Source organism: Trabulsiella odontotermitis (assembly GCF_001188485.1).
GTDB classification, from domain to species: domain Bacteria; phylum Pseudomonadota; class Gammaproteobacteria; order Enterobacterales; family Enterobacteriaceae; genus Trabulsiella; species Trabulsiella odontotermitis_A.
In genome coordinates this window covers 68238-91723 of the sequence record NZ_JNGH01000119.1, presented here as the reverse complement: position 1 = coordinate 91723, position 23486 = coordinate 68238, and the positions used below count along the sequence as shown (strand labels likewise).

At 52.9% G+C, this 23486-nt stretch carries 22 protein-coding genes and 2 pseudogenes; 4 read left to right on the top strand and 20 right to left on the bottom strand.

Annotated elements, in window-relative coordinates:
* Positions 1–60 precede the first annotated feature (60 nt).
* The 3 genes from GM30_RS21190 to agp form a co-directional block, all read right to left on the bottom strand.
* Positions 61–627: a fimbria/pilus periplasmic chaperone gene (locus GM30_RS21190; protein ID WP_476691231.1), complete on the bottom strand. Its 567-nt coding sequence runs from the start codon at positions 625–627 to the stop codon at positions 61–63.
* 122 nt (positions 628–749) lie between these two features.
* On the bottom strand, positions 750–1373 hold the full coding sequence (locus GM30_RS21185; protein ID WP_049850205.1) for a fimbrial protein: 624 nt from the start codon (positions 1371–1373) through the stop codon (positions 750–752).
* A gap of 263 nt (positions 1374–1636) precedes the next feature.
* Positions 1637–2869 (bottom strand): bifunctional glucose-1-phosphatase/inositol phosphatase, encoded by a 1233-nt coding sequence (gene agp, locus GM30_RS21180; protein WP_049850204.1) that lies wholly within the window; start codon positions 2867–2869, stop codon positions 1637–1639.
* A gap of 575 nt (positions 2870–3444) precedes the next feature.
* On the opposite strand from agp, the gene GM30_RS21175 reads away from it, so the two are divergent.
* The 3 genes from GM30_RS21175 (at position 3445) to GM30_RS21165 (ending at position 6261) form a co-directional block, all read left to right on the top strand.
* Complete coding sequence (locus GM30_RS21175) at positions 3445–4272, top strand: winged helix-turn-helix domain-containing protein (protein ID WP_049850203.1); 828 nt, start codon at positions 3445–3447, stop codon at positions 4270–4272.
* Positions 4265–4747, top strand: coding sequence for a hypothetical protein (locus GM30_RS21170; protein ID WP_049850202.1), 483 nt, complete (start codon positions 4265–4267; stop codon positions 4745–4747). The genes GM30_RS21175 and GM30_RS21170 overlap by 8 nt, the downstream gene beginning before the upstream one ends.
* 125 nt (positions 4748–4872) lie before the next feature.
* Positions 4873–6261: a diguanylate cyclase gene (locus GM30_RS21165; protein WP_049850201.1), complete on the top strand. Its 1389-nt coding sequence runs from the start codon at positions 4873–4875 to the stop codon at positions 6259–6261.
* Between the two features lie 41 nt (positions 6262–6302).
* On the opposite strand, the gene hybG is transcribed toward GM30_RS21165, so the two are convergent.
* The 16 genes and pseudogenes from hybG to GM30_RS21095 all read right to left on the bottom strand — a co-directional run bounded on the left by hybG (position 6303) and on the right by GM30_RS21095 (position 19823).
* Positions 6303–6557, bottom strand: coding sequence for a hydrogenase maturation factor HybG (hybG, locus tag GM30_RS21160; protein WP_049850200.1), 255 nt, complete (start codon positions 6555–6557; stop codon positions 6303–6305).
* A 22-nt stretch (positions 6558–6579) separates the two neighbouring features.
* Positions 6580–6921 carry a hydrogenase maturation nickel metallochaperone HypA gene (gene hypA, locus GM30_RS21155; RefSeq protein WP_049850199.1) on the bottom strand — a complete coding sequence of 114 codons (342 nt, stop codon included), beginning with the start codon at positions 6919–6921 and terminating at the stop codon, positions 6580–6582.
* Positions 6914–7402 carry a hydrogenase-2 assembly chaperone gene (hybE, locus tag GM30_RS21150; RefSeq protein ID WP_049850198.1) on the bottom strand — a complete coding sequence of 163 codons (489 nt, stop codon included), beginning with the start codon at positions 7400–7402 and terminating at the stop codon, positions 6914–6916. The genes hypA and hybE overlap by 8 nt, the downstream gene beginning before the upstream one ends.
* The gene (locus tag GM30_RS21145; protein WP_049850197.1) at positions 7395–7889 is read right to left on the bottom strand and encodes a HyaD/HybD family hydrogenase maturation endopeptidase; all 495 of its coding nucleotides are present in this window, start codon (positions 7887–7889) and stop codon (positions 7395–7397) included. Before GM30_RS21145 ends, hybE begins: the two co-directional genes overlap by 8 nt.
* Entirely contained in the window at positions 7889–9592 is a 1704-nt protein-coding gene (gene hybC, locus GM30_RS21140) for a hydrogenase 2 large subunit (RefSeq protein WP_049850196.1), read from the bottom strand. The genes GM30_RS21145 and hybC overlap by 1 nt, the downstream gene beginning before the upstream one ends.
* Entirely contained in the window at positions 9589–10764 is a 1176-nt protein-coding gene (hybB, locus tag GM30_RS21135; protein WP_049850195.1) for a Ni/Fe-hydrogenase cytochrome b subunit, read from the bottom strand. Before hybB ends, hybC begins: the two co-directional genes overlap by 4 nt.
* Positions 10754–11739, bottom strand: a pseudogene (gene hybA, locus GM30_RS21130) (hydrogenase 2 operon protein HybA). The gene hybB and the pseudogene hybA overlap by 11 nt, the downstream one beginning before the upstream one ends.
* A gap of 2 nt (positions 11740–11741) precedes the next feature.
* A complete protein-coding gene (gene hybO / locus GM30_RS21125) occupies positions 11742–12860 on the bottom strand; it encodes a hydrogenase 2 small subunit (protein WP_049850194.1) in 1119 nt (372 codons plus the stop codon).
* Between the two features lie 658 nt (positions 12861–13518).
* Positions 13519–14703, bottom strand: a complete 1185-nt coding sequence (locus tag GM30_RS21120; RefSeq protein WP_049850193.1) for an MFS transporter — start codon at positions 14701–14703, stop codon at positions 13519–13521.
* A 96-nt stretch (positions 14704–14799) separates the two neighbouring features.
* Positions 14800–15261 (bottom strand): RidA family protein, encoded by a 462-nt coding sequence (locus GM30_RS21115; protein WP_049850192.1) that lies wholly within the window; start codon positions 15259–15261, stop codon positions 14800–14802.
* An 18-nt stretch (positions 15262–15279) separates the two neighbouring features.
* On the bottom strand, positions 15280–15654 hold the full coding sequence (locus GM30_RS27465) for a M20/M25/M40 family metallo-hydrolase (protein ID WP_238582694.1): 375 nt from the start codon (positions 15652–15654) through the stop codon (positions 15280–15282).
* Positions 15652–15795 (bottom strand): annotated as a pseudogene (locus GM30_RS27460) (peptidase dimerization domain-containing protein); the annotation flags it as partial. The pseudogene GM30_RS27460 and the gene GM30_RS27465, both read right to left, overlap by 3 nt.
* Positions 15768–16430, bottom strand: a complete 663-nt coding sequence (locus GM30_RS27455) for a M20 family metallopeptidase (protein WP_238582690.1) — start codon at positions 16428–16430, stop codon at positions 15768–15770. The pseudogene GM30_RS27460 and the gene GM30_RS27455, both read right to left, overlap by 28 nt.
* Before the next feature lie 18 nt (positions 16431–16448).
* A complete protein-coding gene (locus tag GM30_RS21105; RefSeq protein WP_049850191.1) occupies positions 16449–17528 on the bottom strand; it encodes an alanine racemase in 1080 nt (359 codons plus the stop codon).
* A 14-nt stretch (positions 17529–17542) separates the two neighbouring features.
* Positions 17543–18214, bottom strand: a complete 672-nt coding sequence (locus GM30_RS21100; protein ID WP_049850190.1) for a helix-turn-helix transcriptional regulator — start codon at positions 18212–18214, stop codon at positions 17543–17545.
* Between the two features lie 214 nt (positions 18215–18428).
* On the bottom strand, positions 18429–19823 hold the full coding sequence (locus tag GM30_RS21095) for a cytochrome-c peroxidase (RefSeq protein WP_049850189.1): 1395 nt from the start codon (positions 19821–19823) through the stop codon (positions 18429–18431).
* Positions 19824–20116: 293 nt separating this feature from the next.
* On the opposite strand from GM30_RS21095, the gene GM30_RS21090 reads away from it, so the two are divergent.
* Positions 20117–21436, top strand: coding sequence for a glycoside hydrolase family 10-like protein (locus GM30_RS21090; protein ID WP_420802283.1), 1320 nt, complete (start codon positions 20117–20119; stop codon positions 21434–21436).
* Positions 21437–21495: 59 nt separating this feature from the next.
* Here GM30_RS21090 and GM30_RS21085 read toward each other — a convergent pair whose 3' ends face one another.
* Positions 21496–23160: a methyl-accepting chemotaxis protein gene (locus tag GM30_RS21085; RefSeq protein ID WP_072091944.1), complete on the bottom strand. Its 1665-nt coding sequence runs from the start codon at positions 23158–23160 to the stop codon at positions 21496–21498.
* Between the last annotated feature and the right edge of the window lie 326 nt (positions 23161–23486).

Sequence of the window (23486 nt, the reverse complement as noted above, 5' to 3'; positions counted from 1 at the left end):
TAGTGGCTTCATGCTGTTCTCTTAATCGCAGTCGGGTCTTTTTGTCCGTCAGGATGGCGCTTATTTGAGCGCCGTTTCTCCTTGATCGGCACCACCGTAGTCGTTAATGGCGGCGTATTTCACCTGCCAGCCCGCACCGGTGATAGACTGCTTCGCGGTCAGATCCGCTTTACTGAATGGCGCCAGCATGGTGTCGCCCAAATCGAGTTTNNTTTTCCCCGCCGCTTCACTCGGCAACGGTTTTAAATTTTCCGGGCGGAAAAATATTTTGATGCGGGTGCGAAAAGCCAGCTGTAGCGTATTATTGTCAGCCTCTTTGCCTGTCGTTTTTCCTTTTGACGGGATTTCCAGAACATTCAGCCAATAAATACTTTCGCGATCTTTCGGTAATTTTGGTTGGTTATACACCAGACGCAACGTTTGCCCTTTTTCAGGATCAATACGCGACACCGGCGGCGTTAAATAAAACGGCACATCGACAGATTCAGGACGCGCGGACGGGTCGCCGGCGTCAATCCATGATTGTGCTAATAAAGGCCGTTTACCTTTATTGGTCATTTGAATAGTGACGTCTTTTTTGGCGGCGGGATATATCACGCGCGTGCCGGAAAGGACTAAATCGGCCATTGCTGGCTGGCTGATAACAGCAGTGAACAGGCCAGCGATAACGCCAGCAAGAATGACTTTTTTCATAATACACTCGATATAATGCCCGCCGCAGCCAGGAACTGCATTGGGCAGGTCATCAATTATTTGTAGACAATGTCAAAGGTCGCGATGGACTGGAACGCACCAGAAGAGACGGTCGCAGCTGTTTTAATAAACTGCGCGCCCACGGTTACGCTTCCCACATAGTCTGCACCGGTTGTAGCGCTGGCTGAGGTTTCTACCAGCGGAATTGGCGTATTGAACTCAACAGCGGCAGTCGGTGCTGACGGTAATACGATTGCCGCGTTAACCCCCGTTGCAACCGGCGTACCGCCCATACCGACATACGCGTTTTTATAGCTGCTGACATCAGCCGCATCCGATCCATAAACCCCTTTGTTAAACTGGATCGCATCCGGCGCGGTGTCGCTGGCGCAGTTGGAAATTTCAATTTTGAACGGCGTGTAGCCGTCACCGACCAGATCACCCAGAGAGGCACCAGTGGTATCCGTGACCAGCACGCTCGGCATCGTCACTTCCGGGCGAACGGTGTCGGTTGAGCTCTGGCCATCAGTGGTGACGGTACAGGTACCGGCATACACATGACCCAGCAGCGTTACACCACCATCATCGTTAGTGATGCCGTCGTCAGCGGCTTGCGCCCCTGCTGCGGCCATGCACAGCGCCAGGAAAGAGACTTTGGTTACTTTAGAAATAAGAGACATACAAGATCCTTTTTGCATATAAAAACAAACCCCGGTTTTCATTCACCGAGGAAATTTCATTCCACCAGTGAATATTTAAAACCGGAGTTAGAATACTGCGTTTTTCGACTCGCAGATTTCGCTTTTCTAAATTTACGATTTAGTAAAACTAATGGGGATTTTGGCAATTACCGGAAGACGTACCGCGCTGACAGGTTAATTTCAGGCGTAAAGCTATTGATATAATAAATAAAAAGCCCCTCACAGAAAGAGGGGCGAAAGGGTTATTTGACGGCTTGCGTCATTACTTCTTTGAATTTATCCATCGGGCAGAAACCACTGGCATCGACCGGGCAACCGTTCAGCGCCAGCGTGACGCGCTGCGGCGGCGTTTCCAGGGTTAACGGCTGGGCATTACGCAGCTGTTCCGTGCTCTGATAAACATATTCAATTTTCATCAGATCGCGGTTGGCTTTATCGTCATGCCAGCGCTGGAAAACAATTTTGCCACCGATGGGCGTACGTTCGTACTGATTCGGCAACTGGTAGGGTTTGAAATCCAGCGCGCGGATCAGTGACGCAATATTAGAATCGTGTCCCGCCAGTACGGTGATCTTCGGCGCATTCGCCGCATCGCTCACCAGCACCTTGTCGATGTATTTCACCAGCGGTGCCGAGACGTTGCGCGCCACTTCCGGCGAGGTGAAGAGGCTGTCCTGATAGCCATTTTTCAGCTTCGACAGCACACGCCACTGCGCATCGGTGTTGATTTTGCCCCACGCCACCTGATCCAGCGGGAAGCCTTCATAATATTGCAACGTAAAAGCATCCACTAACGAGTTGCCCACTTTCAGTGGGCCATCAACGCCAGGCTCTTTTTCATAATTGGCGCTGAACGTATCTTTGGCATCAATCAGTGAACAGACCTTTTTTTCTTTACAGGACGGTGAATCCTGATAATCAGCGATTTGCGCCAGCAGCTGATAGCTGTCATTCAGCTGCATTTTCTGCCGTTCGTTCTCCATCGCCTTCAGCGCTTTCTCTTTAAACTCGGGCGAGTTATCGGTGATCACCGGGTTGAAGGTCGGGTCCATGGTACCCATTTTTTCCTGGTGATGAACCGGCACATCACACCCCGGGAACGCGCCGGAAATAAAGAACTGCGCGGTGGCCACGGTACGTTGCAGACTGTTTGCGTAGGCATAAACGGCATCCGGTGCCGGACACTCGCCGGAGGTGACCATTCCCTGCTGCGCCAGCCATTCGCGCATGTAGTGACCCATGTAGACTTCCAGCACGCCGCCTTTCGTCGTCAACTGCCCGCCCGGGACGTCCCATTCCGGCCATTTCGACTGCCCCAGCCCGCTGCCATTATTCGCCAGCGGCGCGCGCAGGTTGTGGCGGCTCATGATCAGCACCTGTTGCAGCTTATAGCCGTCAGTCTCAGTTTGTGCCTGGACGCCTGTCGTCATTAACATCGCGCCGACCACGGCACCGGCAAGTACGCTCTTTTTCATCCCTACATCCTCACTATTGTCATGATTCGGTTAATTGTGACAGATTTATGACGGTTTTCCGGGGGATAGTTCGCAAAGCGAAACAACAACTGTGACATGACAGCGATATTTCCAGGGTGAAATCTTGCCCTGAACACAGGTTAATGAAATAAGAAAATTTGTTAATCCGCTCGCAAATCCTGTTATTTTTTTAGGAAAAATCTTATTATCGTAGGTTACCCCCTCCACAGAACGATAATAATCTCTGAATCGCGGTTTCTGCGGTCAAAATGACTCATTAATAAGCTTTAATAATATTTATCTGTTTCGATAAAGGTTACGAATTCCTGCTACAGACTAACTGGTTGTTAATACTAATTAATTAGTTTTAGTACGATGTTATGAAGCTGTATTTTCTCTTTTCGATTATCCTTAGTTTATTCAAGGTTTTCTCATTTTTAAAAATGAGTTTCAGGAAAAAATGTGCGATACTTATACGCAACTGTAACTACACAGTTTTTTGCAACTCTATGGGCTTTAACTTTCATTTCCGCTACAACTTTTTATGCTGCATTTAAATACATGGTGACTGATGTATGTTATGGATTATTAACAATAACATTGAGTTCAGGCCAGAAAAAAACAGACTGTCGTCTGTCACAAATCCTGAACTGAGCGTAATACTTACGACGCCTGCCAGTCGCTGCCTTACCCTTTTGCTGGAAGCTGCCCCGGGAGTTGTCCCCCAACAGGATTTCTTTAAAAAGGTCTGGGAAGACGATGGCATGCTGGTGCCTGCTAATACGTTGTATCAAAATATCTCCATCGTGCGCCGTGGTCTCCGTACCGTGGGCGAAACAGAAGGCACGCTGATTGCCACCGTCCCGCGTAAGGGCTTCCAGATTGAGAACAACATCAGGGTTGAACGCGTCGACGAAATACCCGAGACAGAAGCTGCCGCAAACATTGTCGATAAAGACGACGTGGCTGGCGATAACGCATTACTGGACGTCACGCCGCCTCCCGTATCAGAAACGCCTGATGCGCCAGAAAAAAACAAGCGTTCACGCCTCACCCGCATATCGCTGATGGTGTTATCGTTTATTGTCGGCGCACTACTCTTTCAATACCCGTGGTACGTGAAGAGCGAAAAGAACTTCTTCGATAACTATAAGCTGTATGAAACGGTGAACGGCTGTCAGTTCTACTCTCGCAGCGATGATATCGACGGCAGCGACAGTTTTCAGAAATACAAAAATGCGGTCATAAAAACTGGCATCGATTGTAAAAAGTATCCGTGGATCTATTTCTCGTCTTCCAGTACCGCACCGGCGCTGTCGGCGCTGATATGCCACCGCCCGTACGAGAGAAAATCGGAATCGGGTTGTATCACCCTCTATTTTCGGGGGTTAAATGATGACTAAGAAAAAAACGGCCGCGCTGTGTCTGCTGCTTTTTGTGCTCGGCGGCATAACAGGATATTACTACTACCAGCGTACCGAGCGGTTACGCGACCCGGAGCAATGCACGGCCTCCGTGGTGGTTTATTATGAAGATGTGCGGGCGAATATGACGCTTGACTTCATGTATACGCTGGAAAAACGCACCGGCGTGGTAGCGGTCAGTGGTACTTACTATCAGAACAATAAACCCCTTGGGGTGATCCGCCAGGACGTGGCCTATACGTGGACGGAAAACAAAGATAATCTGCGTTTTCACTCCACCCGGGTACATAAAGTCACCAACGATGCGGCAATATCTGATGATTTGCTTAATAATGTATTGCCGGACTTTTACGTTTACCCGAACAAAACCGTTAGCTATACCGTTCTGACGCAGGGTCATCGGGGTTTCATATTCACCATTGGTAAACGCCCCATTTTTTTCTGCGCACATTAATTTTCTGACGCCACGCCGCGGGGTTTCCCGTGGCATATTTGTCTCCACGGCTTCGGGTTATACCGCCCGCAAATTTTCAGACTTCGATTATCCTTAAATGAGGTTCGCACACGGAGTAAGCCACGATGCAAAGCTATGTTGCCAGGGTGAAAGATGAATGGCTCGGCCTGATTCGCGAGACCGAGCCACATATTCATGAGATGGCTCGGGGACTGGGTGAAGATCATGCCCGGGATCTGAGCGAAATCTTTTACACCAATATTTTAACCGATCCACAAGCCGTTGATTTTCTCACCAATGAACAGGTTGAGACGCATCTCAAAAAGTCGCTGGTGATCTGGGTGAAACGGGTACTCTCCTGCACGGAGAATGACGTTGATGAGCTGATAGCCCTGCAGCAGCATGTCGGTGAGATCCACGCCCGCATCGGTATCCCGATACAGCTGGTAGATATGGGTGCGCGCATATTAAAGCGGAATATCATTCCGCTTATCATCGAGCGCAACGGCAGTGAAAATGACAAAATTAAACTTCTGAGTTTTTCGTTAAGCAGCATCGACCTGGCGCTGGAGATCATGGCGCGGACCTTTACCTTCGGTGAAAGCAGCAGCATGAAAGATGATGAAAACTACCGCATCTTCTCACTGCTCGAAAATGCCGAAGAAGAAAAAGAGCGGCAGATTGGCAGCCTGCTCAGCTGGGAGATGGATGTTATATATAACGTCATGCTGGAAACCGATCTCGACAGTATTCAGCTATTGAGCCGCGCGGATTTCGGCCTGTGGTTTAATCATAAAGGACGCCATTATTTTAGTGGTATTGCCGAAGTAGGTTATATTGCGAAGTTAATGCAGGAAACCGATCAAATACTGTTAAAAACCCGTGAAGGCTCGCGGACGTTTCGCCAGAAAAACCTGCGAAATGATTTTATGCTGCAAATAAAAAACAACACCACGCAAATTGCCGCGCTATTACGCGGGTTATTTGATGATGTGTCGAAACACGAAGTCGGCATGGATGTGTTAACCAAACTGCTGAACCGGCGTTTTCTGGCGGCTATTTTCAAACGTGAAATTGCCCATGCCAATCGCTCCGGGACGCAGCTTTCAGTATTGCTGATTGATGTCGATAAGTTTAAAGAGATCAACGACGGTCATGGACACGCGACCGGCGATGATATTTTGCGCAAAATTTCACAGGTCTTTTATGACAACGTTCGCAGCAGCGATTATGTCTTCCGCTACGGTGGCGACGAATTTCTGATTGTGCTGACCGAAGCGACGCCCACCGAAACCATGCACATTGCGGAACGTATTCGCGCGAAGGCCATGAAACAGGTGGTGAATACGCCGGACGGTAAACAGCTCACCACAACGTTATCCATAGGCGCCGCCATGTTTCAGGGGCACCCGGATTACGAACGACTGGTTCAGGCGGCGGATGAGGCGCTGTATGTTGCGAAACGCAACGGCAGAAACCGCGCAGAAATGTACAACCCCAACAATAAAGCGTAACCCTTTCCCCCTGCGTGAAACCGCGCCGGGGGAACAGGTGTTTAACCGGCCTGCACCGGCTCCAGCCCGCCAATCTGCTCAAGGGCGATCAGCGTTTCACGCGCTTCCGCTTCATCAATGATGCTCATGGCGAACCCGACGTGAACCAGCACCCACTGACCCACCAGCGCCGCCGGGTCGCCTTCGCACACCAGCATAATATTGACACCGCGCTTCACGCCGCAGACTTCCACTTCCGCCATCTGGTGGATATCGTCACCCACCGACAGCACTTTTCCGGGAATACCAATACACATCGTTAACTCCTGAATGACGACGTTATTCCACTTCGATACTTTTCACCACCAGCATGTCGCCGTTTTCGATACGCAATCGCGCACCGCTGCATACGGGACACCGGGCGTCCTGACTCACCACGTCCACCACCCGACTGCAGTCCCAGCACCAGGCCTGTGCCGGTTTGATGGCGATGTGCAACTCGCACCCCTGCGCTACCGTGCCGCGGCAGACGCTGTCAAAGCTGAAACGCACGGCGTTTTCTTCCACGCAAGAGAGCGCGCCAATCTCCAGCCAGACGCCAGTGACCCGTGCGGCATGATGCCGTGCGGCCTGCTGCTGAATCACATCGACCGCGCTCTGACAGAGGGACAACTCATGCATGCTCACTGCTCCGACGGCCAAACAGCAGCGAACGACGGCTGGCCTGTACGGCATAGGGATCGCTCACCGGGATAGACAGCAGCATCCGCTGGCAGTCTTCCGCCAGACGCACGCCCTGCTCCGCCGTCAGGTTGTGATCCAGCGGCGACATCAGCGAACAGGTGAAATATTGCGACACGCCGTCCAGTTCGCCGACGGTAAAAGTCATGTCGCCAAACGGCAGTTTGAGGCCGATTTTTTCACTCACTTTACGCTGCGGCCACCGCTGATCCGGTCCGGGGAAGATCAGCGCGCTCAGCATCCACGGCGTGATCACGCAGCCAACCCACTGGCCCTCAAACAGACTGAAGGGAGAGACATGCACCGGCATGTCGGGATGCAGAAACGACAGGTTTTGCATCGCTTCACGCGAAATCACCTCAAACGCGGCCTGCACCGCTTCCGCCGGGCTTTCAGAGAAGCCTGCGATCTCGTCATTCATAACACGCCTCCCTGGACGCCACTTTCACGCCAGACTCGCGCAGCGCGGCAATCACGTGTTGCAGCGCGGTTTCCAGCGCCGTTTCCGCCACGGTCGTCATCCCGATGTGCGGTTCGAGCGACGCCGGAATGACGCCTACCAGCGTCAGCTTACGGGGGAATTCCCCCGTAAACCGTAATGCTGAAAGCACATCCGCCAGACCCAACTGATGTGGCGATATTTTGTTGGTGAACAGCGTCGGGACGTCATCATCACGCAGAATGAGGATGTCACCAGGCACGCCTTTACGTGACACCACCGCATCGGCGATGATCAGGTGATCCCTGTCCGCCATCTCGCTCAGCAGCTCCATACCCGCCGTGCCACCGTCAAGCACATCGACGTCATCCGGCAGTACGTACCGTTGCTGCAGCGCTTCAACGATACGTACGCCGATGGCTTCATCGGTCAGCAAAATGTTACCGACGCCTAACACTAATATCCGCATTACAGAACCTTCACCGAAACCACGTCATTTCCATCGGCATCCACCACATGCACCGCGCAGGCCATGCACGGGTCAAAGGAGTGAATCGTCCTTACCACTTCCAGCGGTTTTACCGGATCGGCAATCGGTGTTCCCACCAGTGACTGCTCATACGGCCCTACCTCGTCGTTAAAGTTACGCGGCCCGGAGTTCCAGGTCGTCGGCACCACCGCCTGGTAGTTGCTGATTATGCCGTCCTTGATGACCACCCAGTGCGAGAGCATTCCGCGCGGCGCTTCGAGGAAACCAACACCTTTAAACTCGGCGTTCGCCGGGATATCGGGTTTCACAAACGTCACGTGGTCGCCCTTGCCAATGTTGGCAATCAGCGCGTTGTACTGATCCTGCAAAATGTGTTGCAGTTCGCAGCAGTGAACGGTACGACCGACGATGCGCCCCAGCGTGGAGTGCAACTGCGCCACTTCAATCGTTTTCCCGGTCAGTTTCTGGTAGATGGCGATGATTTCGCCGAGCTTGTTCCAGGTGGATTCACGCTTCGCCGCCAGCTTACACAGCATGTTGGCGAGCGGGCCGACTTCCACTGTTTTGCCGTAGAAGGTCGGTGATTTCACCCATGAGTATTTCTCGTTTTCATCCCAGCCAGTGAAGTTCGGGATAGTGGTGCCTTCCCACGGTGCCTGCGGGGCTTCGTCTTTGTACCAGGCGTGTTTCGCGCTCTCCTGAACGCCCTTAATCAGGTATTCATCAGAGTGCGAGGCGATTGGGCGATAGGTCGACAGATCGCTGTCAGCGATATAGCCGCCAGGGAACAGGAAGCTGCCGTTCTGGCCGTCGGTCGGGAATTCCGGCGCTGCCAGGTAGTTTTTCGAGCCTTTACCAAGCTCCAGCCACTCCGGGTAGAACGCGGCGATCACCGCCGTATCCACTTTATAGACCTGCTCAACGAAGTCGCCCAGCTTGTCGATAAACGACTTGATGTACATCAGGCGCTCAAGATTCAGCACGCCCAGACCGTCAAGGTTGATCGGGTTGGCGACGCCGCCCACGGCAAGGTTCTGAATGTGCGGCGTTTTACCGCCCAGCAGCGCCACTACGCGGTTGGCGTCACGCTGGCACTCCAGCGCCTGCAGATAGTGGGCAACCGCAATCAGGTTGACCTCCGGCGGCAGTTTCATGGCCGGGTGTCCCCAGTAGCCGTTGGCAAAAATCCCCAACTGACCGCTGGCGACCAGCGCTTTGATCTTGTTCTGAACGTTGGTGAACTCTTCGGTGCTGTTCAGGTGCCAGCTCGACACGCCTTTCAGCAACGCCGAGGCTTTCGCCGGATCGGCATTCAGCGCGGAGGTGATATCCACCCAGTCCAGCGCCGACAGCTGATAGAAGTGTACGATATGGTCGTGCGTGGTATGTGCAGACAGAATAATGTTGCGAATGTACTGCGCGTTGAGGGGGACGTTGATCTTCAGCGCGCTCTCGACGGCACGGACAGAGGCCATCGCGTGCGTGGTGGTGCACACGCCGCAGATACGCTGCATAATCATCCACGCATCACGCGGATCGCGATTCTTGACGATTTCTTCCATGCCACGCCACATGGTTCCCGATGCCCACGCTTTTGACACGACGCCGTTTTCAATTTCGCAATCGATGCGTAAATGCCCTTCAATACGGGTTACCGGATCAATAGTTATACGTTGGCTCATGCTTTGCTCGCCTCATGACGATGATCTTGTTGCTGTAAAGGAGGAATTATCGGCAGTAAACGAATGAGTAAAATGTATGCACATACCTCAATTGCCACAAAACCAATAGAAATTAAAATCTCTTCCCAGGCCGGGAAGTACTGATAACCGCCGCCCGGATTGTAGGCGACCAGCGAGTAGGACAAACGCCACAGCGCGCAGCCCAACAGCATGCTCAGCGCCCCGAGGAACAGCATCCGCGAATCATGGAGCATTTTCGGCAGACGCAGCACCACCAGCGGGAAGGCCAGCAACAGAATTTCCACCCAGAACATCACCGAATAGAAATCGCCCGCAAACGCCAACCCCAGCTTGTGATGGTAGATAAGCTCACCAAAACGCAGCACCAGGAACAGCGCAAGGAAGATGCTGATGGTGCCCATCAGTTTGCGGAACAACGGTTGCTCATCGGCCCCCTTGCCGCGCAGGCCGCTCTGCACCAGCGATCCCTCGAAAATAACAATCGAGAAGCCCATGATGAACGCGGTCAACAGCGAGAACAGCGGCAGCATTTCGTAGCTTTGCCACAGCGGATGCACCTTATGCCCGGCGACAATCATCAGCGAGCCCATTGAGGACTGGTGCATGCTCGGCAGCAGCGCGCCAAACGCGATGATAAAGAACATCACCTTGTTGATGCGCTTCAGAGAGACTTTCCACCCCAGCCGTTCGAACAATGCCGGAGCAAACTCCAGCGCCATCACGCCGATGTAGATGGTCATACAGACCGCCGTTTCAAACAGCACCGAGTTAACGTTGAAGAAACCCGGAATGTAGAAATACGGCAGGTGCCAGTAACGCCCTACGTCGATGGTGATCGACAGACCGCCCAACGAATAACCGAACAGGCTCGCCAGCAGCGCAGGACGCACCAGCGGGTGATATTCGCCTTTGTTGAAGACATACACCGCCCAGGCCAGCGCCCAGCCGCCGCACGCGAAACCGGTGCCGATCAGCAGGTCAAAGGCGATCCAGATCCCCCACGGGAAACCGCCATTCAGATCGGAGACCGAACCCAGACCAAACACCAGACGTTTACCGATGAACAGAAGACAAAGCAGGATCAGCGGCGCGAAGAACATAATCGGCTTGCTGACGAGCTTACCGCCTAGCGGTTTCGGATCATGACTCATGGTCGTCCCCTCCGTCGTGATGGTCGTTTTTGGTGTTGCGACGCACCAGGGCGGTCAATCCCGCCAGCACGGCCAGTGGTAACACCATGCCCTTATACAGCGTGTGCTGGACATGCTCAGAGCGCGCGCCGGTGGAGAGATCGTCCAGTTTCGGCAGCCCTAACTCTTCATACGGCACGCCGGTCAGTACCAGCACCTGCGTTCCGCCGCCCTCTTTCTCACCGTACAGATGTGAATAGTAATGCGGCACCGTATGCTGATAACGGTCCGCGGAATCCACTGTCTGACGCGGATAGTGATACTCATCGCCAGGCTTCATCTGCAGACGTTTTTTCGCTTCGGCCATCAGATCTTCACGGGTACCAAAGATAACCGCCCCGGCCGGACAGACTTCCACGCAGCCCGGTAAACCGCCTTTATCAAGACGCTCCACGCCTTTCTGGTTGCACAGCTCACATTTGTGAATAGCGCCGAATGGGTTGTCGTAGTCGTACTTCGGTACGTTGTACGGGCAGCCGACCATGCAGTAACGGCAACCGGTACAGACGTCCGGATCGTAGTGAACGATGCCGGTTTTCGGGTTTTTGGTCAGCGCCGTAACCGGGCAGACCGACACACAGTTCGGATCCACGCAGTGCATGCACTGTTTTTTGATGTAGGCATAGCCGTCGTCGAGCTGATCTTTATGCTCGCCTTTGCCGCTGCGCCAGACCTGAATCACGTTGTTGGTATAAGGCGACAGCTTGTCGTTGTTGGACCAGGTTTGCGGGCCTTCCGGGTTGCGGGAGGGGAAGTTGATATCCTGGCATTTGGTCACGCACGCCTGACACCCCACACAGAGCGTGGAGTCGTACAGNNCATGCCGAGCGAGCCAGGGATCGGCGGACGGTTTTCCGCCGCCGCATGACCGGTCGAGGTGCTGCCGATCAGCAGCGCCCCGCCGGAAGCTATTTTCAGGAAATCACGTCTATCCACGGCTATTCTCCCCGTGAATCAGCATCGTCTTTCTTCTGCTGACGTCCCAGTTCGCGTACCGTCATCACGCTGACGCCGGCTACCAGCCCCACTACGCCGCCCAACAAACCGACTGCCGTCGCTGAAACATGACCACCTTCCCGCGCCGAGACATCGGGTTTTTCTGCAGGTGGCGTCTGGTTCTGAACGGTGGCCAGTTGATGAATGCCTTTATGGAAGCCAATCCCTTGTTCGTTACAGCCATAGCAAGGATGACCAATCGATACCGGCCAGACGCCGCCCACGTCGCAGAATTGCAGCGTTGAGCAGTTACCGTAGGTTTCAGGTCCCTTACAGCCGAGATGGTAGAGACACCACCCTTCGCGATGCCCCTCATCGCCGTACTCTTTAGCAAAACGACCGGCATCGAAATGCGCGCGACGTTCGCAATGTTCGTGGATTAAACGGCCATAGGCAAAGGCCGGACGGTTTTTGGCGTCCAGTTTTGGCGGTTTACCAAAGGTAATGACGTGCGCGACCGTGGCAAGGAAGTTCTGCGGGTTCGGCGGGCAGCCTGGAATGTTGATGACGGTTTTACCCGGCAATACGTCCTGCAGCCCTACCGCGCCTGTCGGGTTCACACCCGCCGCGGCCACACCGCCCCAGGAGGAGCAGGAGCCAATGGCGATGATCGCCGCAGCATGTTCAGCCGCCTTGCGGATATGATCGATAATCGGTTCCCCTGCCACCACGCAGTAAATGCCATCATCCTTTAACGGAATGGAGCCATCGACCACCAGAACATACTGCCCTTTATACTTCTCAAGCGCGTTATGCTTGTTCTCTTCGACCTGGTGGCCGAAGGCCGCAGAAAGCACCTCGTGGTATTCCAGAGAGATGGTCTCCAGCACCAGGTTTTCTACCGTCGGGTGCGTTGCACGCAACAGCGATTCTGTACAGCCGGTACACTCCTGCGCGCCGATCCAGATAACCGGCGGGCGTTGCGGACTGCTGACAGAGTCGGCGATGGCGGCCGCGGCTTCACTGCTTAAGCCCATGGTCGCAGCCAGTGCTGTGCAAAGCTTCATAAAATCACGGCGACTCACGCCATGAGAAGAGATTAACGCATTTACTCCTTCCATTTTTTGTCATTCCTTTATGACAAGAAAGCAATAATATATGTTGATTATCGGTTAAATGATGAGATCGCCTCGACATTCATAAACAAAAATATAATAACGCAGCGTTCAGGGAACTATTTTTTCAATATTGTGAGATCTAAATCAAACAACATCGGGTTTCATCCTGATTCTTCATTGCCCTGCGATTGTACATTTTTTTCGTTGCAGTATAATCCGGCAGCCTCAATTTCACTTTATTTAAAACACCTTAAAATAACTAACAAAATCAGTTAAGTAACTTAAAAAATCACCTCTCAATACCCCGTTGTGGGTATATTGCATTCTATTATTCATTTTACTGATTTACATCAAAACTCACTAAGTAAAATCTATTTCAGGCGATTCTTCGTTGTGCAATATAATCTTACACACACGAAAATCAAGGTCTTTTTTTGCGGAATAAATAAACATTTGGCGGGTGAAATTTTAATAAAATCCTGGATTCTGAGGCGGGTGATTTATCATTTTTTCGCCAGGAAGATGGCTGAAACGTTACTAATTGAGAAGAGCTTCACATAAAACCGGGAATGAAAATAATAACAATTCCTGCTTGCGACCTGCCTCACCCTCCGTTCGCCATGGTTCCAGGGGGGCGAACGGAGGGTGAGCGTGCATGAATTTATCTCAACGCGGCGGGGTCAACGACCGGCTTATCAACCATAAAGAAATACACCAGCGATGCCATGAAAGCGATGACCGACGAGGCCACCAGCGCGAGGGCCAGCCGCGACGGCACCGATACGAGGATCAGCCCCCAGGCAGACGTTCCGGCAAAGTGGATAGAAAACAGTGCCATGCTGATGCAGGCCACCGCCATAAAGGTGCTGTCGGTGTAGGCGGCCGGTAAGGTAAAGCCCGCCGCACACAGCAGCCCTAAGCAGATCATCCATTTGCGGCTTTTCATTTTGTCGGCGCCGCGCTTCATCACCCAGTCCGCTACCACACCATTGACCAGCATCCCGGCGGCGCCAAACAGGAACGGAATCGCCGCGACCCAGCCGGTTTTCTGCAGGCTCAACCCGCGGGACATTTCGAGGTACGACGGCAGCCAGGTCAGAAACAGCCACACCATATAGCCCACGCCGTTAAAGCCGATGATCATTCCCCACATCGATTTTTGCTTAAACAGCCCGGCCCAGTCTTTCAGTGTCACTTTCTGCTTACTGGACGGCGGGTTTTCCTCTTCCAGATGGGCGATATCGGCATCTGACAGTCCGGCATCTTCACGGTTACGGTAGAAAATGGCCCACAGCAGCGAAATGACGATCCCTAAGACACCGATGATGATAAACATTGTTCGCCAGCCAAACGCCAGCATCATGGCAATCAACAACGGTGGTGCCAGCGCCTGCGCGAGCGTGGAGGACATGTTGACAATCCCCATCGGCACGCCGCGTTTGCGGATGTTGTACCAGTCGTTGACCACTTTGACGCCGGTCGGCAGATGGGGCGCTTCACCAATCCCCAGTACCACGCGGGCGACAATCATCTGACTGTACGAGCCGACCAGCCCCAACGCGGTCTGCGCCACCGACCACAGAAAGATGCCGAATCCGTACACTTTCTTCACGCCGAAGCGTTCCATGACCATGCCGATAGGTAACTGGCACAGTGCATAGCCGAAGGAGAAGACCGACAGCAGCAACCCCATTTCCGTTGCCGTCAATCCCATTTCTTCACGGATGGTGGTGTTGGCAATCGAAAGCGACGTTCTGTCGAGAAAATTAATAATACCCGCCACGAGCAAAAACAATAATGCCATAATTTGCAAACGCTTCAGGCGAGGGCTTGCTTGACTGGACATATATTATCCTTTTGTAATGTTAATCACGCCATTATCGAAATAATAATGGCGGTTCAGGGGCCAGGATATTTCCCGGAGGTATTACAACGTTGCGAATTACGCGTTAATTTCGAAAATCAGTTCAATTTCTACCGGTGTATCAAACGGCAGCGTATTGGTGCCAATGGCGGAACGGGCGTGTTTTCCGGACTCACCAAAGACCGCAATCAGCAGATCCGACGCGCTGTTCATTACCAGCGGCTGCGCTTTAAAATCATCAGCGCTCTGCACAAACCCCAGCATCTTGACGCAGCCGGAGATGCGATTCAGATCGCCAAGATAGCCTTTCAGCGAAGAGAGAATATTAATAATGCATTGCCGTGCCGCTTCCTGGCCCTGCTCTATTGATAACTCTTTGCCCAGTGAGCCGTGATAAATAAGCTCACCGTTGACCCGGCAATCATTTCCCGAGGTGTATAATAAATTTCCCGTTTGCTTAACCGGGACATACGAAAATTTAGGTGCAGCGGGCTCGCTGAGTGTAATACCCAGTTCCGCTAAACGAGCGTCAATATTCATTACATTTTCCCTGATGTTTTATTTCAATAAATCTAACGCCAGCGAGGCATAGATTTGTGCTGCCTGGTGTAATTCCTCAATGCGAACAAACTCATCTTTCACATGCGCCTGCGACAGGTCCCCCGGCCCGACAATCAGCGTCGGGATCTGACAGCCCACGGAGAAAAACGGTGCTTCACAGGTGGCTTCAAACACGGTCTTTTTCGCCGAACCTGTGACCGCAGTGACCGCCCGTCCGGCGGCGTCCACCAGCGGGTGTGTGGCATCAATGGCCGACGCCGGAATAAACAGGTAGTTTTCCAGCGAATAGTCTTTCCCCGCCGCCAGCCCCGCCGGTTGCAGCGCCGCCTGCAGACTGGCGTTGATATCACTGCGCGTTTCACCCGGCAGCACCCGACGGTCTATTTCGATGAAACAGGATTGCGGCACGATATTGGGTGCACTGCCGCCGGTAATCGTCGTCACCAGCATCGAGGCATTACCCAGCAATTCATGCGTTTTCTGTTTCACCCNGCCAGCACGCCAGGCAGCAGACGGGCCATTTTGTCGATGGCGCTGTCCGGCTCGCGCACTTTCGCCGCATGTCCGGCAGTGCCATGGGTGGTTAACCGGGTACGACTGACGCCTTTATGAGCGATGCAGATCTCAAGCGATGTTGGCTCGCCGATGATGGCGTAATCCGCCTCCACGCCCTGAGCCACAAAGTGCTCCATTCCCAGATTGACGCGTTCTTCGTCGACGTTAAACAGCAGGACGATTTCGCCGTTAAACGTATCGTTGCGGCGGTGGATAAGCATTGCCGCAAACATCATTGCCGCCACGCCGGATTTCATGTCCGCCGCGCCGCGCCCAATCACGCGGTCGCCGTCAATCACCGCGGCAAACGGTTCCACCGACCAGCCCTCACCGCAGGGCACCACGTCTGAATGGCCGTTGAGGATCAGTCGCTTCCCTGGCTTCTGCCCTTTCAGGATCGCCACCACGTTCGGGCGCCCGGGCACCACCTCATGAATATGCGTTTCAATGCCTTCGGTCTGTAACACACTGGCAATATAGTGCGCCACCGCATTTTCATTACCCGGCGGATTTTCCGACGGATGCTGTATCAGGCTGCACAAGAGCGTAAGAAGCTCCTGCCGGTCATCAGCAGTTAATTCAATGTCTGTCATGAAAATAACCCCAGTTATTTAATAACTTTTTCCGCGCGCATTAATGGCGATGGTTTCGCTGAATTCCCCCTGTCGAAATGCGTATATTTCATCGACCAGATTGGCGACCACACAACAGTGGTTTGGAATAATGTGCAGTTGTTCGCCAATGGTCAGCGAGACCTTTTCCGGGTCATAGCGCAAATAGCCATGCTCTTCGTTGAGCTTCACCAGCGCAATATCCGGGTTTTCCTTAATCAGTCCGTAAGACCCTGGTGTGGCTGACAGATCTGACGTGAGCGATTTGGTGCCGGCATCAAGGGTGGCGTAGCCCGGCAGCGGAATACTGACCACCGTCGCGCAAATAGTCAGCGCGCAGTTTTCTGGCGTGTAAATACCCCCGTTGATGGCGTTCATATCGCCGAAGATAAAGTTCCCGGCGCGGGATTCCGTAATACCGTTCAGTTCATCCGCATAAAAAGACGAGAGCGTTGAACCGCCGGAAAGCGTCTCAATCGTAAAGCCGTTGGCATTGAGTAAATCCCGACTCTTCATTAACAACGCCGCCTCTTCACGCGCAGCCCGGCGAATATCCGCTTCTTCGTGGTACTGATAAATGGTCCCGGCGTAGGTAAATACCCCTTTGATTTTCAGCCCCGGCAATGCAGCGATGTCGCGGGCAAAGCTCAGTAGCTGATCCGGTTGAATGCCTTCACGATGCGCGCCAAAATCGATGGCAATATCAATGGCAAATTCCAGGCCGTTTTTCACCGCCGCCTGCGACAGGCCCTGCGCACCGTCAACGCTGTCGACAATGGTGCGAATGTTTATTTTTCGCGCCAGCTCGGCATAACGCTGACACTTGTCCTCGCCAATCAACGGGTAAGCCAGCAGAATCGAGGTAATGCCGCCCTCGGCCATCACTTCGGCTTCCGACAGTTTGGCGCAGGTAATACCGCTTGCGCCCAGTTGCTGCTCCAGTTTCGCCAGCCGCACCGATTTATGGGTTTTAATGTGCGGCCAGTGTTGAATATTATTGCGGCGTAGTCCGGTAACCATTCCGCGAATATTCTGTTCCATGATCTCCAGTTCTAATGCGACATACGGTGTTGTTAACATTTCTCCTCCGACGTTTATTCGTCAATAACGGGGTTTTCCCCTCTGATTTCCCCCAGATAGGCGTACAGGGTGTATTTGGATATATTCAGAAACTCGCAAATCTTTTCGCCGGATTTTTTTATGAGGAACACGCCCTTGTCGTCAAAAAACTTAATGGCGTTAAGTTTGTCCTGACGGGTCATATTGATCACCGCGACGTTAATTAATGACATGCATTCTGCAATCAGATAATCCAGCAACTCGTTGACATCTTTCACAAACACTTCGTTAACCGCTTCATGATGTGCAGGTGTGGTGTCGGGGCGCCCTGCCATCTTATTGAGCGTTTTCTCTGCCTGCAGGATGTCGCTGATATCAAGGTTGATACACAGCGCGCCGATCACCTGCTCATTGCTGTTGCGGATGTAGATGGAGGTCGAGCGCAGCGTTTTCCCCTCTCGCGTCTGGGTAAAGTAGTTGTGGCGATCGCCGTTCACGTCGGTGCCACGCAGCACTTCCAGTCCAAGGTTACTGCTGGGATCGCCGACCTGGCGCCCCGTAACGTGACCGTTGATGATCGCAATGATGCTGCTCTCCAGCCCCTGAGAGTGGTCGTGCAGCACGACTTCGCAATTCTCGCCAAACTGGTTGGCAATCCCTTCCATCATGGGAATGAAGAAGGATAAATTCTCTTTGATGCTTTCCATATCAACCTGAAATTAAGTTAGACAAACAAACTTTTTGTAATATATGGCGGAAAGGATGTGCAGTAAGCAACCAGAAAGTGATCAAAAAACGATCGCGATCACGTAAAAACGCTCATTTTTTGTTTGGTCACAAACTTTTTGTCAGGTGAGGCATTCTGCAAAAGAATGAAAAATGCCGTGCATCGGATGACGCACGGCATGCGGGGTACTGCGGTTACTGGGCGGGTTTATAGGGGGTATACACGCCGGTCAGACTTTCAAGGAACGCAACAATGTCATCGACATCCTGCTGCGGTAACTCTGTGCCGACCTGATAGCGAAGCATCAGTTTAACGGCGCTGTCCAGGGACGTGACGTCACCACGGTGGAAGTAAGGTCCGGTCAACGCAACGTTACGCAAGCCGGGAACTTTCTGGCGCAGCTTGTCGCGAATTTCCTTTGTGACATTCATACGGCCAATATCAGCAGCCGTCACTTCACCAAAGTTGAAGTCCTGCTTCAGTCCTAACGGTTCAAAGGAGTGACCGCCAAGAATGATGCCGCCGTGACAGGTTGCGCAGCGGTTCTCTTTAAACAGCTGATAACCATGCAGTTGCTGCGCCGTCAACGCTTTGTCATCACCACGCAACCAGTTATCAAACGGCGAATCTGGCGTGATAAGTGTTTTTTCAAACTCGGCAATCGCGTCGGTGATGGTGTCGCCGCTAAAGCCATCAGGATAAACCGCAAGGAAATCCCGCTTCAGCACCGGGTCTTTATCCAGTTTGGCGACAATGTCGTCCCAGGATTTAGACGCCATTTCGATCGGATTCAGCGGCGGTCCACCGGCCTGCGCCTGCAGCGATGGCGCACGGCCATCCCAGAATTGCTCAATATTAAACACCGAGTTATACACCGTTGGCGCGTTAATCGGCCCGACCGCGCCACCAACACCAACAGAGGTTTCTCTGCCATCCACCCCGCCCGCGTTCAATGCGTGGCAATGCGCGCAGGAGATGGTGCCATCACCCGACAGACGCGGATCGTGATAAAGGCGGAAACCTAAATCCACTTTACGATCGTCAACGGCGATAGATTTTGGAATCGGTTGTACGGGCTCGTTACGATGCTGTGCCGCGACATCCGCACTGGCATAGTTTTTTTCGCGCTGGCCTGCTATCCAGCTAAGAATATCCGCCTGCTCTTCCGGGCTGACAGTGGCACCCCAGTGCAGCGCAACATAACGCGCAGGCGGCATGGTCTCGTGCTGCATGACCCATTCAATTTTATTCAGTTCGCTTTGCGGAACCGGAGTATCGGCAATCAGTGCGGCACGCACTGCCTCCAGGTTAAAGGATTTATATCCAAGTTGAATGTCATACTCCATCAACTGCTTCGCGACAGGAAACGAGGCATAAAAAGGTAATTCAGCAGAGGGCGTGTGGCAATAATCACACCCTTTCTCACTGAATAATCCCAGTATTTTATTATTCGCTGCCACTGCGGAAGCCTGGACGGTACTTTTTTTACTTCTTTCGCTATCGTAATGGGAGATATATCCCGCCAATCCCAAATAACACACCAAACCAATAACAATTACCGCTGCTATTATATATTTCAGCTTTTTCATGACGCTATCCTTTTGAGGTATTGCGGCCGGGTTGAATACGCTCCATATTTCTACCTCTATGGCCACCTCGATAATAAATATTACGTTTGTGTGGGTATTGACGGTTATCAATGAATTTTATTGGCCGCACCTATAGATGTAATAGGTTTCGGCTATCGTCTGACCGTGTTTTTATTTATTGGATTTTATTGGAAATATTACGAATCTAACAAATAATATTCCCTTGCTTTCGGAACGCCAACGACGCATTGTACGTCTCGTGATTGGTTTTAATCTGGAAAAGGAACTTGGATATTTTACGGTTTTCTCGCTGCTTTTCGTCTTTAGCGATAGTTAAAAAGCCCGGTATTCTTGTTGTCATCGCGCTGCTACTGGTCAGTTGCGCGTCCAGACCGCCTGCGTCGCTGGTGACGCCATTGCCCTCACCTCAGCCTGTCCCTCAGTCACCCCAGAGCCCCATGCGCGGCATCTGGCTGGCAACCGTCTCTCGTCTTGACTGGCCACCGATAGCCTCTGTGAAAACCAGCAATAACGCGCTGCGTATTCAGCAGCAAAAAGAGGCCCTGAAAGCGAAGCTGGATAACCTGCAACGACTCGGCATCAATACCGTTTTCTTTCAGGTAAAACCGGATGGCTCCGCCCTCTGGCCGTCGAAGATTTTGCCGTGGTCTGATGTGCTGACCGGCACGCTGGGTGCCGACCCGGGCTATGATCCGCTGCAGTTTATGCTTGATGAAGCGCACCGTCGCGGCATGAAAGTCCACGCCTGGTTTAACCCCTACCGCGTTTCCACTAACATCAGCACCTCGACCATCGGGCAATTAAATCGCACCGCGTCCCTGCGCCCGGCCAGCGTCTTTGTTGAGCACCGCGACTGGATCCGCACCGCCGGCAATCGCTTTGTGCTGGACCCTGGCATTCCCGAGGTCAGAACGTGGATCGCCAGCATCGTTAGCGAAGTGATTACGCGTTACCCGGTCGATGGCGTGCAGTTCGATGATTATTTTTATGCCGAGTCGCCCGATTCCCGTCTCAACGATCAGGCCACGTTCCATCAATACGGGCAGCGCTTTGCCAGTAAAGCCGACTGGCGGCGCCACAATACGCAGCAGTTGATCGAGCAGGTTTCGCGCACCATCCGGCAGCAGCGGCCAGGCGTTGAATTCGGCATCAGTCCGGCCGGCGTGTGGCGCAACCGCAGTTTCGACCCGGCGGGCTCCGACACACGCGGAGCCGCCGCTTATGATGAATCTTATGCTGATACCCGCCGTTGGGTGCAACAGGGGTTGCTGGATTACATTGCGCCGCAAATCTACTGGCCGTTTTCCCGCAGCGCCGCCCGTTATGACGTGCTGGCCAACTGGTGGGCGGAGGTGGTGAAACCCACGCACACGCGGCTTTATATTGGCGTGGCGCTGTACAAAGTGGGTGAGCCGTCGAAGAACGAGCCGGACTGGACTATTGACGGCGGCGTGCCGGAACTGAAGAAACAGCTCGATCTGAATGACACCAACCCGCACATCAACGGCACCATTTTGTTTCGTGAAGGCTATCTCAACCAGCCGCAGACCGGGTCCGCCGTCAGCTACCTCAGAAACCGTTGGGGCCGATAACGTAAAACCGGCATGGTGTTTCCACCCTGCCGGTTGTTTATGCCAGATTACTGCACCACTCAGAACGTTTCCCAGTTATCCCCTTCCGGCGCCAGTTTGCTGAATCTCTTCTGGACGACCGGGTCTTTCCCCTGAGGTTCATGTCTGTTGGTGATGGTCCGCGCCAGTTTCCGGTTGCTCTCACTCAGACGGAACGCGCTGACCATCGCCTGCAACACCTGAGACTGCTCCTGCATGGAAGCCGCTGCCGCTGCCGATTCTTCCACCAGCGCCGCGTTCTGCTGCGTGGTGGTGTCAATCTGCCCCATCGCACTGTTGATTTGCGCGATACCATCGCTCTGTTCGCGACTGGCCTGGGCAATCTCTTCAATCAGCTGACTCATGTTCTGCACGTTGGTGACAATCTCTACCATGCCGCCATCGGCTTTTTCTACCAGCGTACGGCCCGTAGCAATGCGCGAGACAGAATCATCAATCAGCTCTTTGATTTCGCGTGCCGCCGATGCGCTACGCTGCGCCAGCGTACGCACTTCGCCTGCCACCACCGCAAAACCGCGACCGGACTCACCCGCACGCGCCGCTTCCACCGCGGCGTTAAGGGCGAGAATGTTGGTCTGGAAGGCGATACCGTCAATCACCTGGATAATGTCCGACATCTTCGCCGACGAGTCGTAAATTTCCTGCATCTGCGAAGAAACTTCGCTCATCACCACGCCGTTTTGCTTCACGACGGTCGCTGTCTCGTTGACATAACGGTACGCCTGCGCCGTGTTCGCCGCCGTATTGTTGATGGTGGAGGTCAGCTCTTCCAGCGTCGCGGCGGTCTCTTCCACGCCAGCCGCCTGCTCTTCTGTACGCGAAGCCAGATCGGTGTTGCCGTTGCTGATTTCTGATGCGGCCATTGCGATGTTGTCCGCGCCTTCACGCACCTTGCGTACTGTGGTGCTCAGGCTTTCCGTCATTTCCTGCAGGGAGAGCATCAGTTGCCCCAGTTGATCGCGGGACTCAACTTTCACCTCGATGCCCAGATTGCCCGAAGCCACTTCTTTCGCCACATGCACTGCTGCCTGCAACGGACGCGTGATGCTGCGGGTAATGAACAATGCGACCAGAATGCCTGAAATAATGGCAATCGCGCCAAGAATAAGCAGCAGTTCAATGGCTTCCGAACCGTTGCCCTTAATGGAAACATCGGCTTTGTTGATCTGCGCTTTTTCATGATCGCCAAGCGCCTTCACGGTACGGGAATAGATCTCCATTTCAGGAATGAGTTTCTCGCGAATAAAGGCGTTGGTGGCCGCGCTGTCGCCCTGCTGACTGAGGCGAATCGCATCCGCCCTGACGGCGATGTAATGCTTTCTTTGCTCACCGACGGCATTGAGAAGCGACTTGCCCTCATCCGACGCAATCATTTCTGTCACCTGCTTCTGGATGCCGCTAACGCGTTTAGTCACTTCATCCATTCTGGTCTGGGCAAAGGTTTTGATTTCGGGATCGGCGGAGGTCAGCAGGGTAAGCCCCATCGCGCCGTTGTAATCGATTGCCGCGCCCCATTCGGTAGTGAGGCGTTCAAGCACCAGCAACCGGCCAGTAATCGTATCTGCATCTTTAAGGATGCCGCTTAGTTTAACAACCCCGGTAACGGCCATCATAATCATAAGGGCCAGAACGATGCTAAAACCGGCACCCATTCGGGTACCTACACCAAAGTTATTTATTTTCATCTATTATCTCACGGTAAAGGTCGCTTTCTCTCTGCCCTCCCGTTGGAAAAATTTGAACAACAACGGGTGCGCTCCCTCACGAACAGAGTTTTGTCTAACACATTGAATTTGATCATGTTTTAACGTGTCTATGTGATCTATCGGCGGAAATCGGTTTTACTTTACGTGCGATTTTAACCACCTGGGGGTTGCATTTCACCGCTTAATGTTGAACAAAATCACCGTATATGACTGTTTTTTATGCAAAAAAAAGGATCAGCTAATCCATTCATTTTTCTTGCTATAGCGTCCTGATAACAAAAAAAGAGTTAATGTTACGTCGAGCC

Bases quoted from the DNA above. Each gene is read 5' to 3' on its own strand.
- GM30_RS21120 (WP_049850193.1), bottom strand. From the start codon at position 14,703: ATGTCCAGTCAAGCAAGCCCTCGCCTGAAGCGTTTGCAAATTATGGCA.
- GM30_RS21095 (WP_049850189.1), bottom strand. From the start codon at position 19,823: ATGAAAAAGCTGAAATATATAATAGCAGCGGTAATTGTTATTGGTTTG.
- hybC (WP_049850196.1), bottom strand. From the start codon at position 9,592: ATGAGCCAACGTATAACTATTGATCCGGTAACCCGTATTGAAGGGCAT.
- hybE (WP_049850198.1), bottom strand. From the start codon at position 7,402: ATGAATGACGAGATCGCAGGCTTCTCTGAAAGCCCGGCGGAAGCGGTG.
- hybG (WP_049850200.1), bottom strand. From the start codon at position 6,557: ATGTGTATTGGTATTCCCGGAAAAGTGCTGTCGGTGGGTGACGATATC.
- GM30_RS21145 (WP_049850197.1), bottom strand. From the start codon at position 7,889: ATGCGGATATTAGTGTTAGGCGTCGGTAACATTTTGCTGACCGATGAA.
- GM30_RS21185 (WP_049850205.1), bottom strand. From the start codon at position 1,373: ATGTCTCTTATTTCTAAAGTAACCAAAGTCTCTTTCCTGGCGCTGTGC.
- GM30_RS21085 (WP_072091944.1), bottom strand. From the start codon at position 23,160: ATGAAAATAAATAACTTTGGTGTAGGTACCCGAATGGGTGCCGGTTTT.
- GM30_RS21105 (WP_049850191.1), bottom strand. From the start codon at position 17,528: ATGTTAACAACACCGTATGTCGCATTAGAACTGGAGATCATGGAACAG.
- GM30_RS21115 (WP_049850192.1), bottom strand. From the start codon at position 15,261: ATGAATATTGACGCTCGTTTAGCGGAACTGGGTATTACACTCAGCGAG.
- GM30_RS21175 (WP_049850203.1), top strand. From the start codon at position 3,445: ATGTTATGGATTATTAACAATAACATTGAGTTCAGGCCAGAAAAAAAC.
- hypA (WP_049850199.1), bottom strand. From the start codon at position 6,921: ATGCATGAGTTGTCCCTCTGTCAGAGCGCGGTCGATGTGATTCAGCAG.
- GM30_RS21165 (WP_049850201.1), top strand. From the start codon at position 4,873: ATGCAAAGCTATGTTGCCAGGGTGAAAGATGAATGGCTCGGCCTGATT.
- hybB (WP_049850195.1), bottom strand. From the start codon at position 10,764: ATGAGTCATGATCCGAAACCGCTAGGCGGTAAGCTCGTCAGCAAGCCG.
- agp (WP_049850204.1), bottom strand. From the start codon at position 2,869: ATGAAAAAGAGCGTACTTGCCGGTGCCGTGGTCGGCGCGATGTTAATG.
- GM30_RS21100 (WP_049850190.1), bottom strand. From the start codon at position 18,214: ATGGAAAGCATCAAAGAGAATTTATCCTTCTTCATTCCCATGATGGAA.
- hybO (WP_049850194.1), bottom strand. From the start codon at position 12,860: ATGGAAGGAGTAAATGCGTTAATCTCTTCTCATGGCGTGAGTCGCCGT.
- GM30_RS21170 (WP_049850202.1), top strand. From the start codon at position 4,265: ATGACTAAGAAAAAAACGGCCGCGCTGTGTCTGCTGCTTTTTGTGCTC.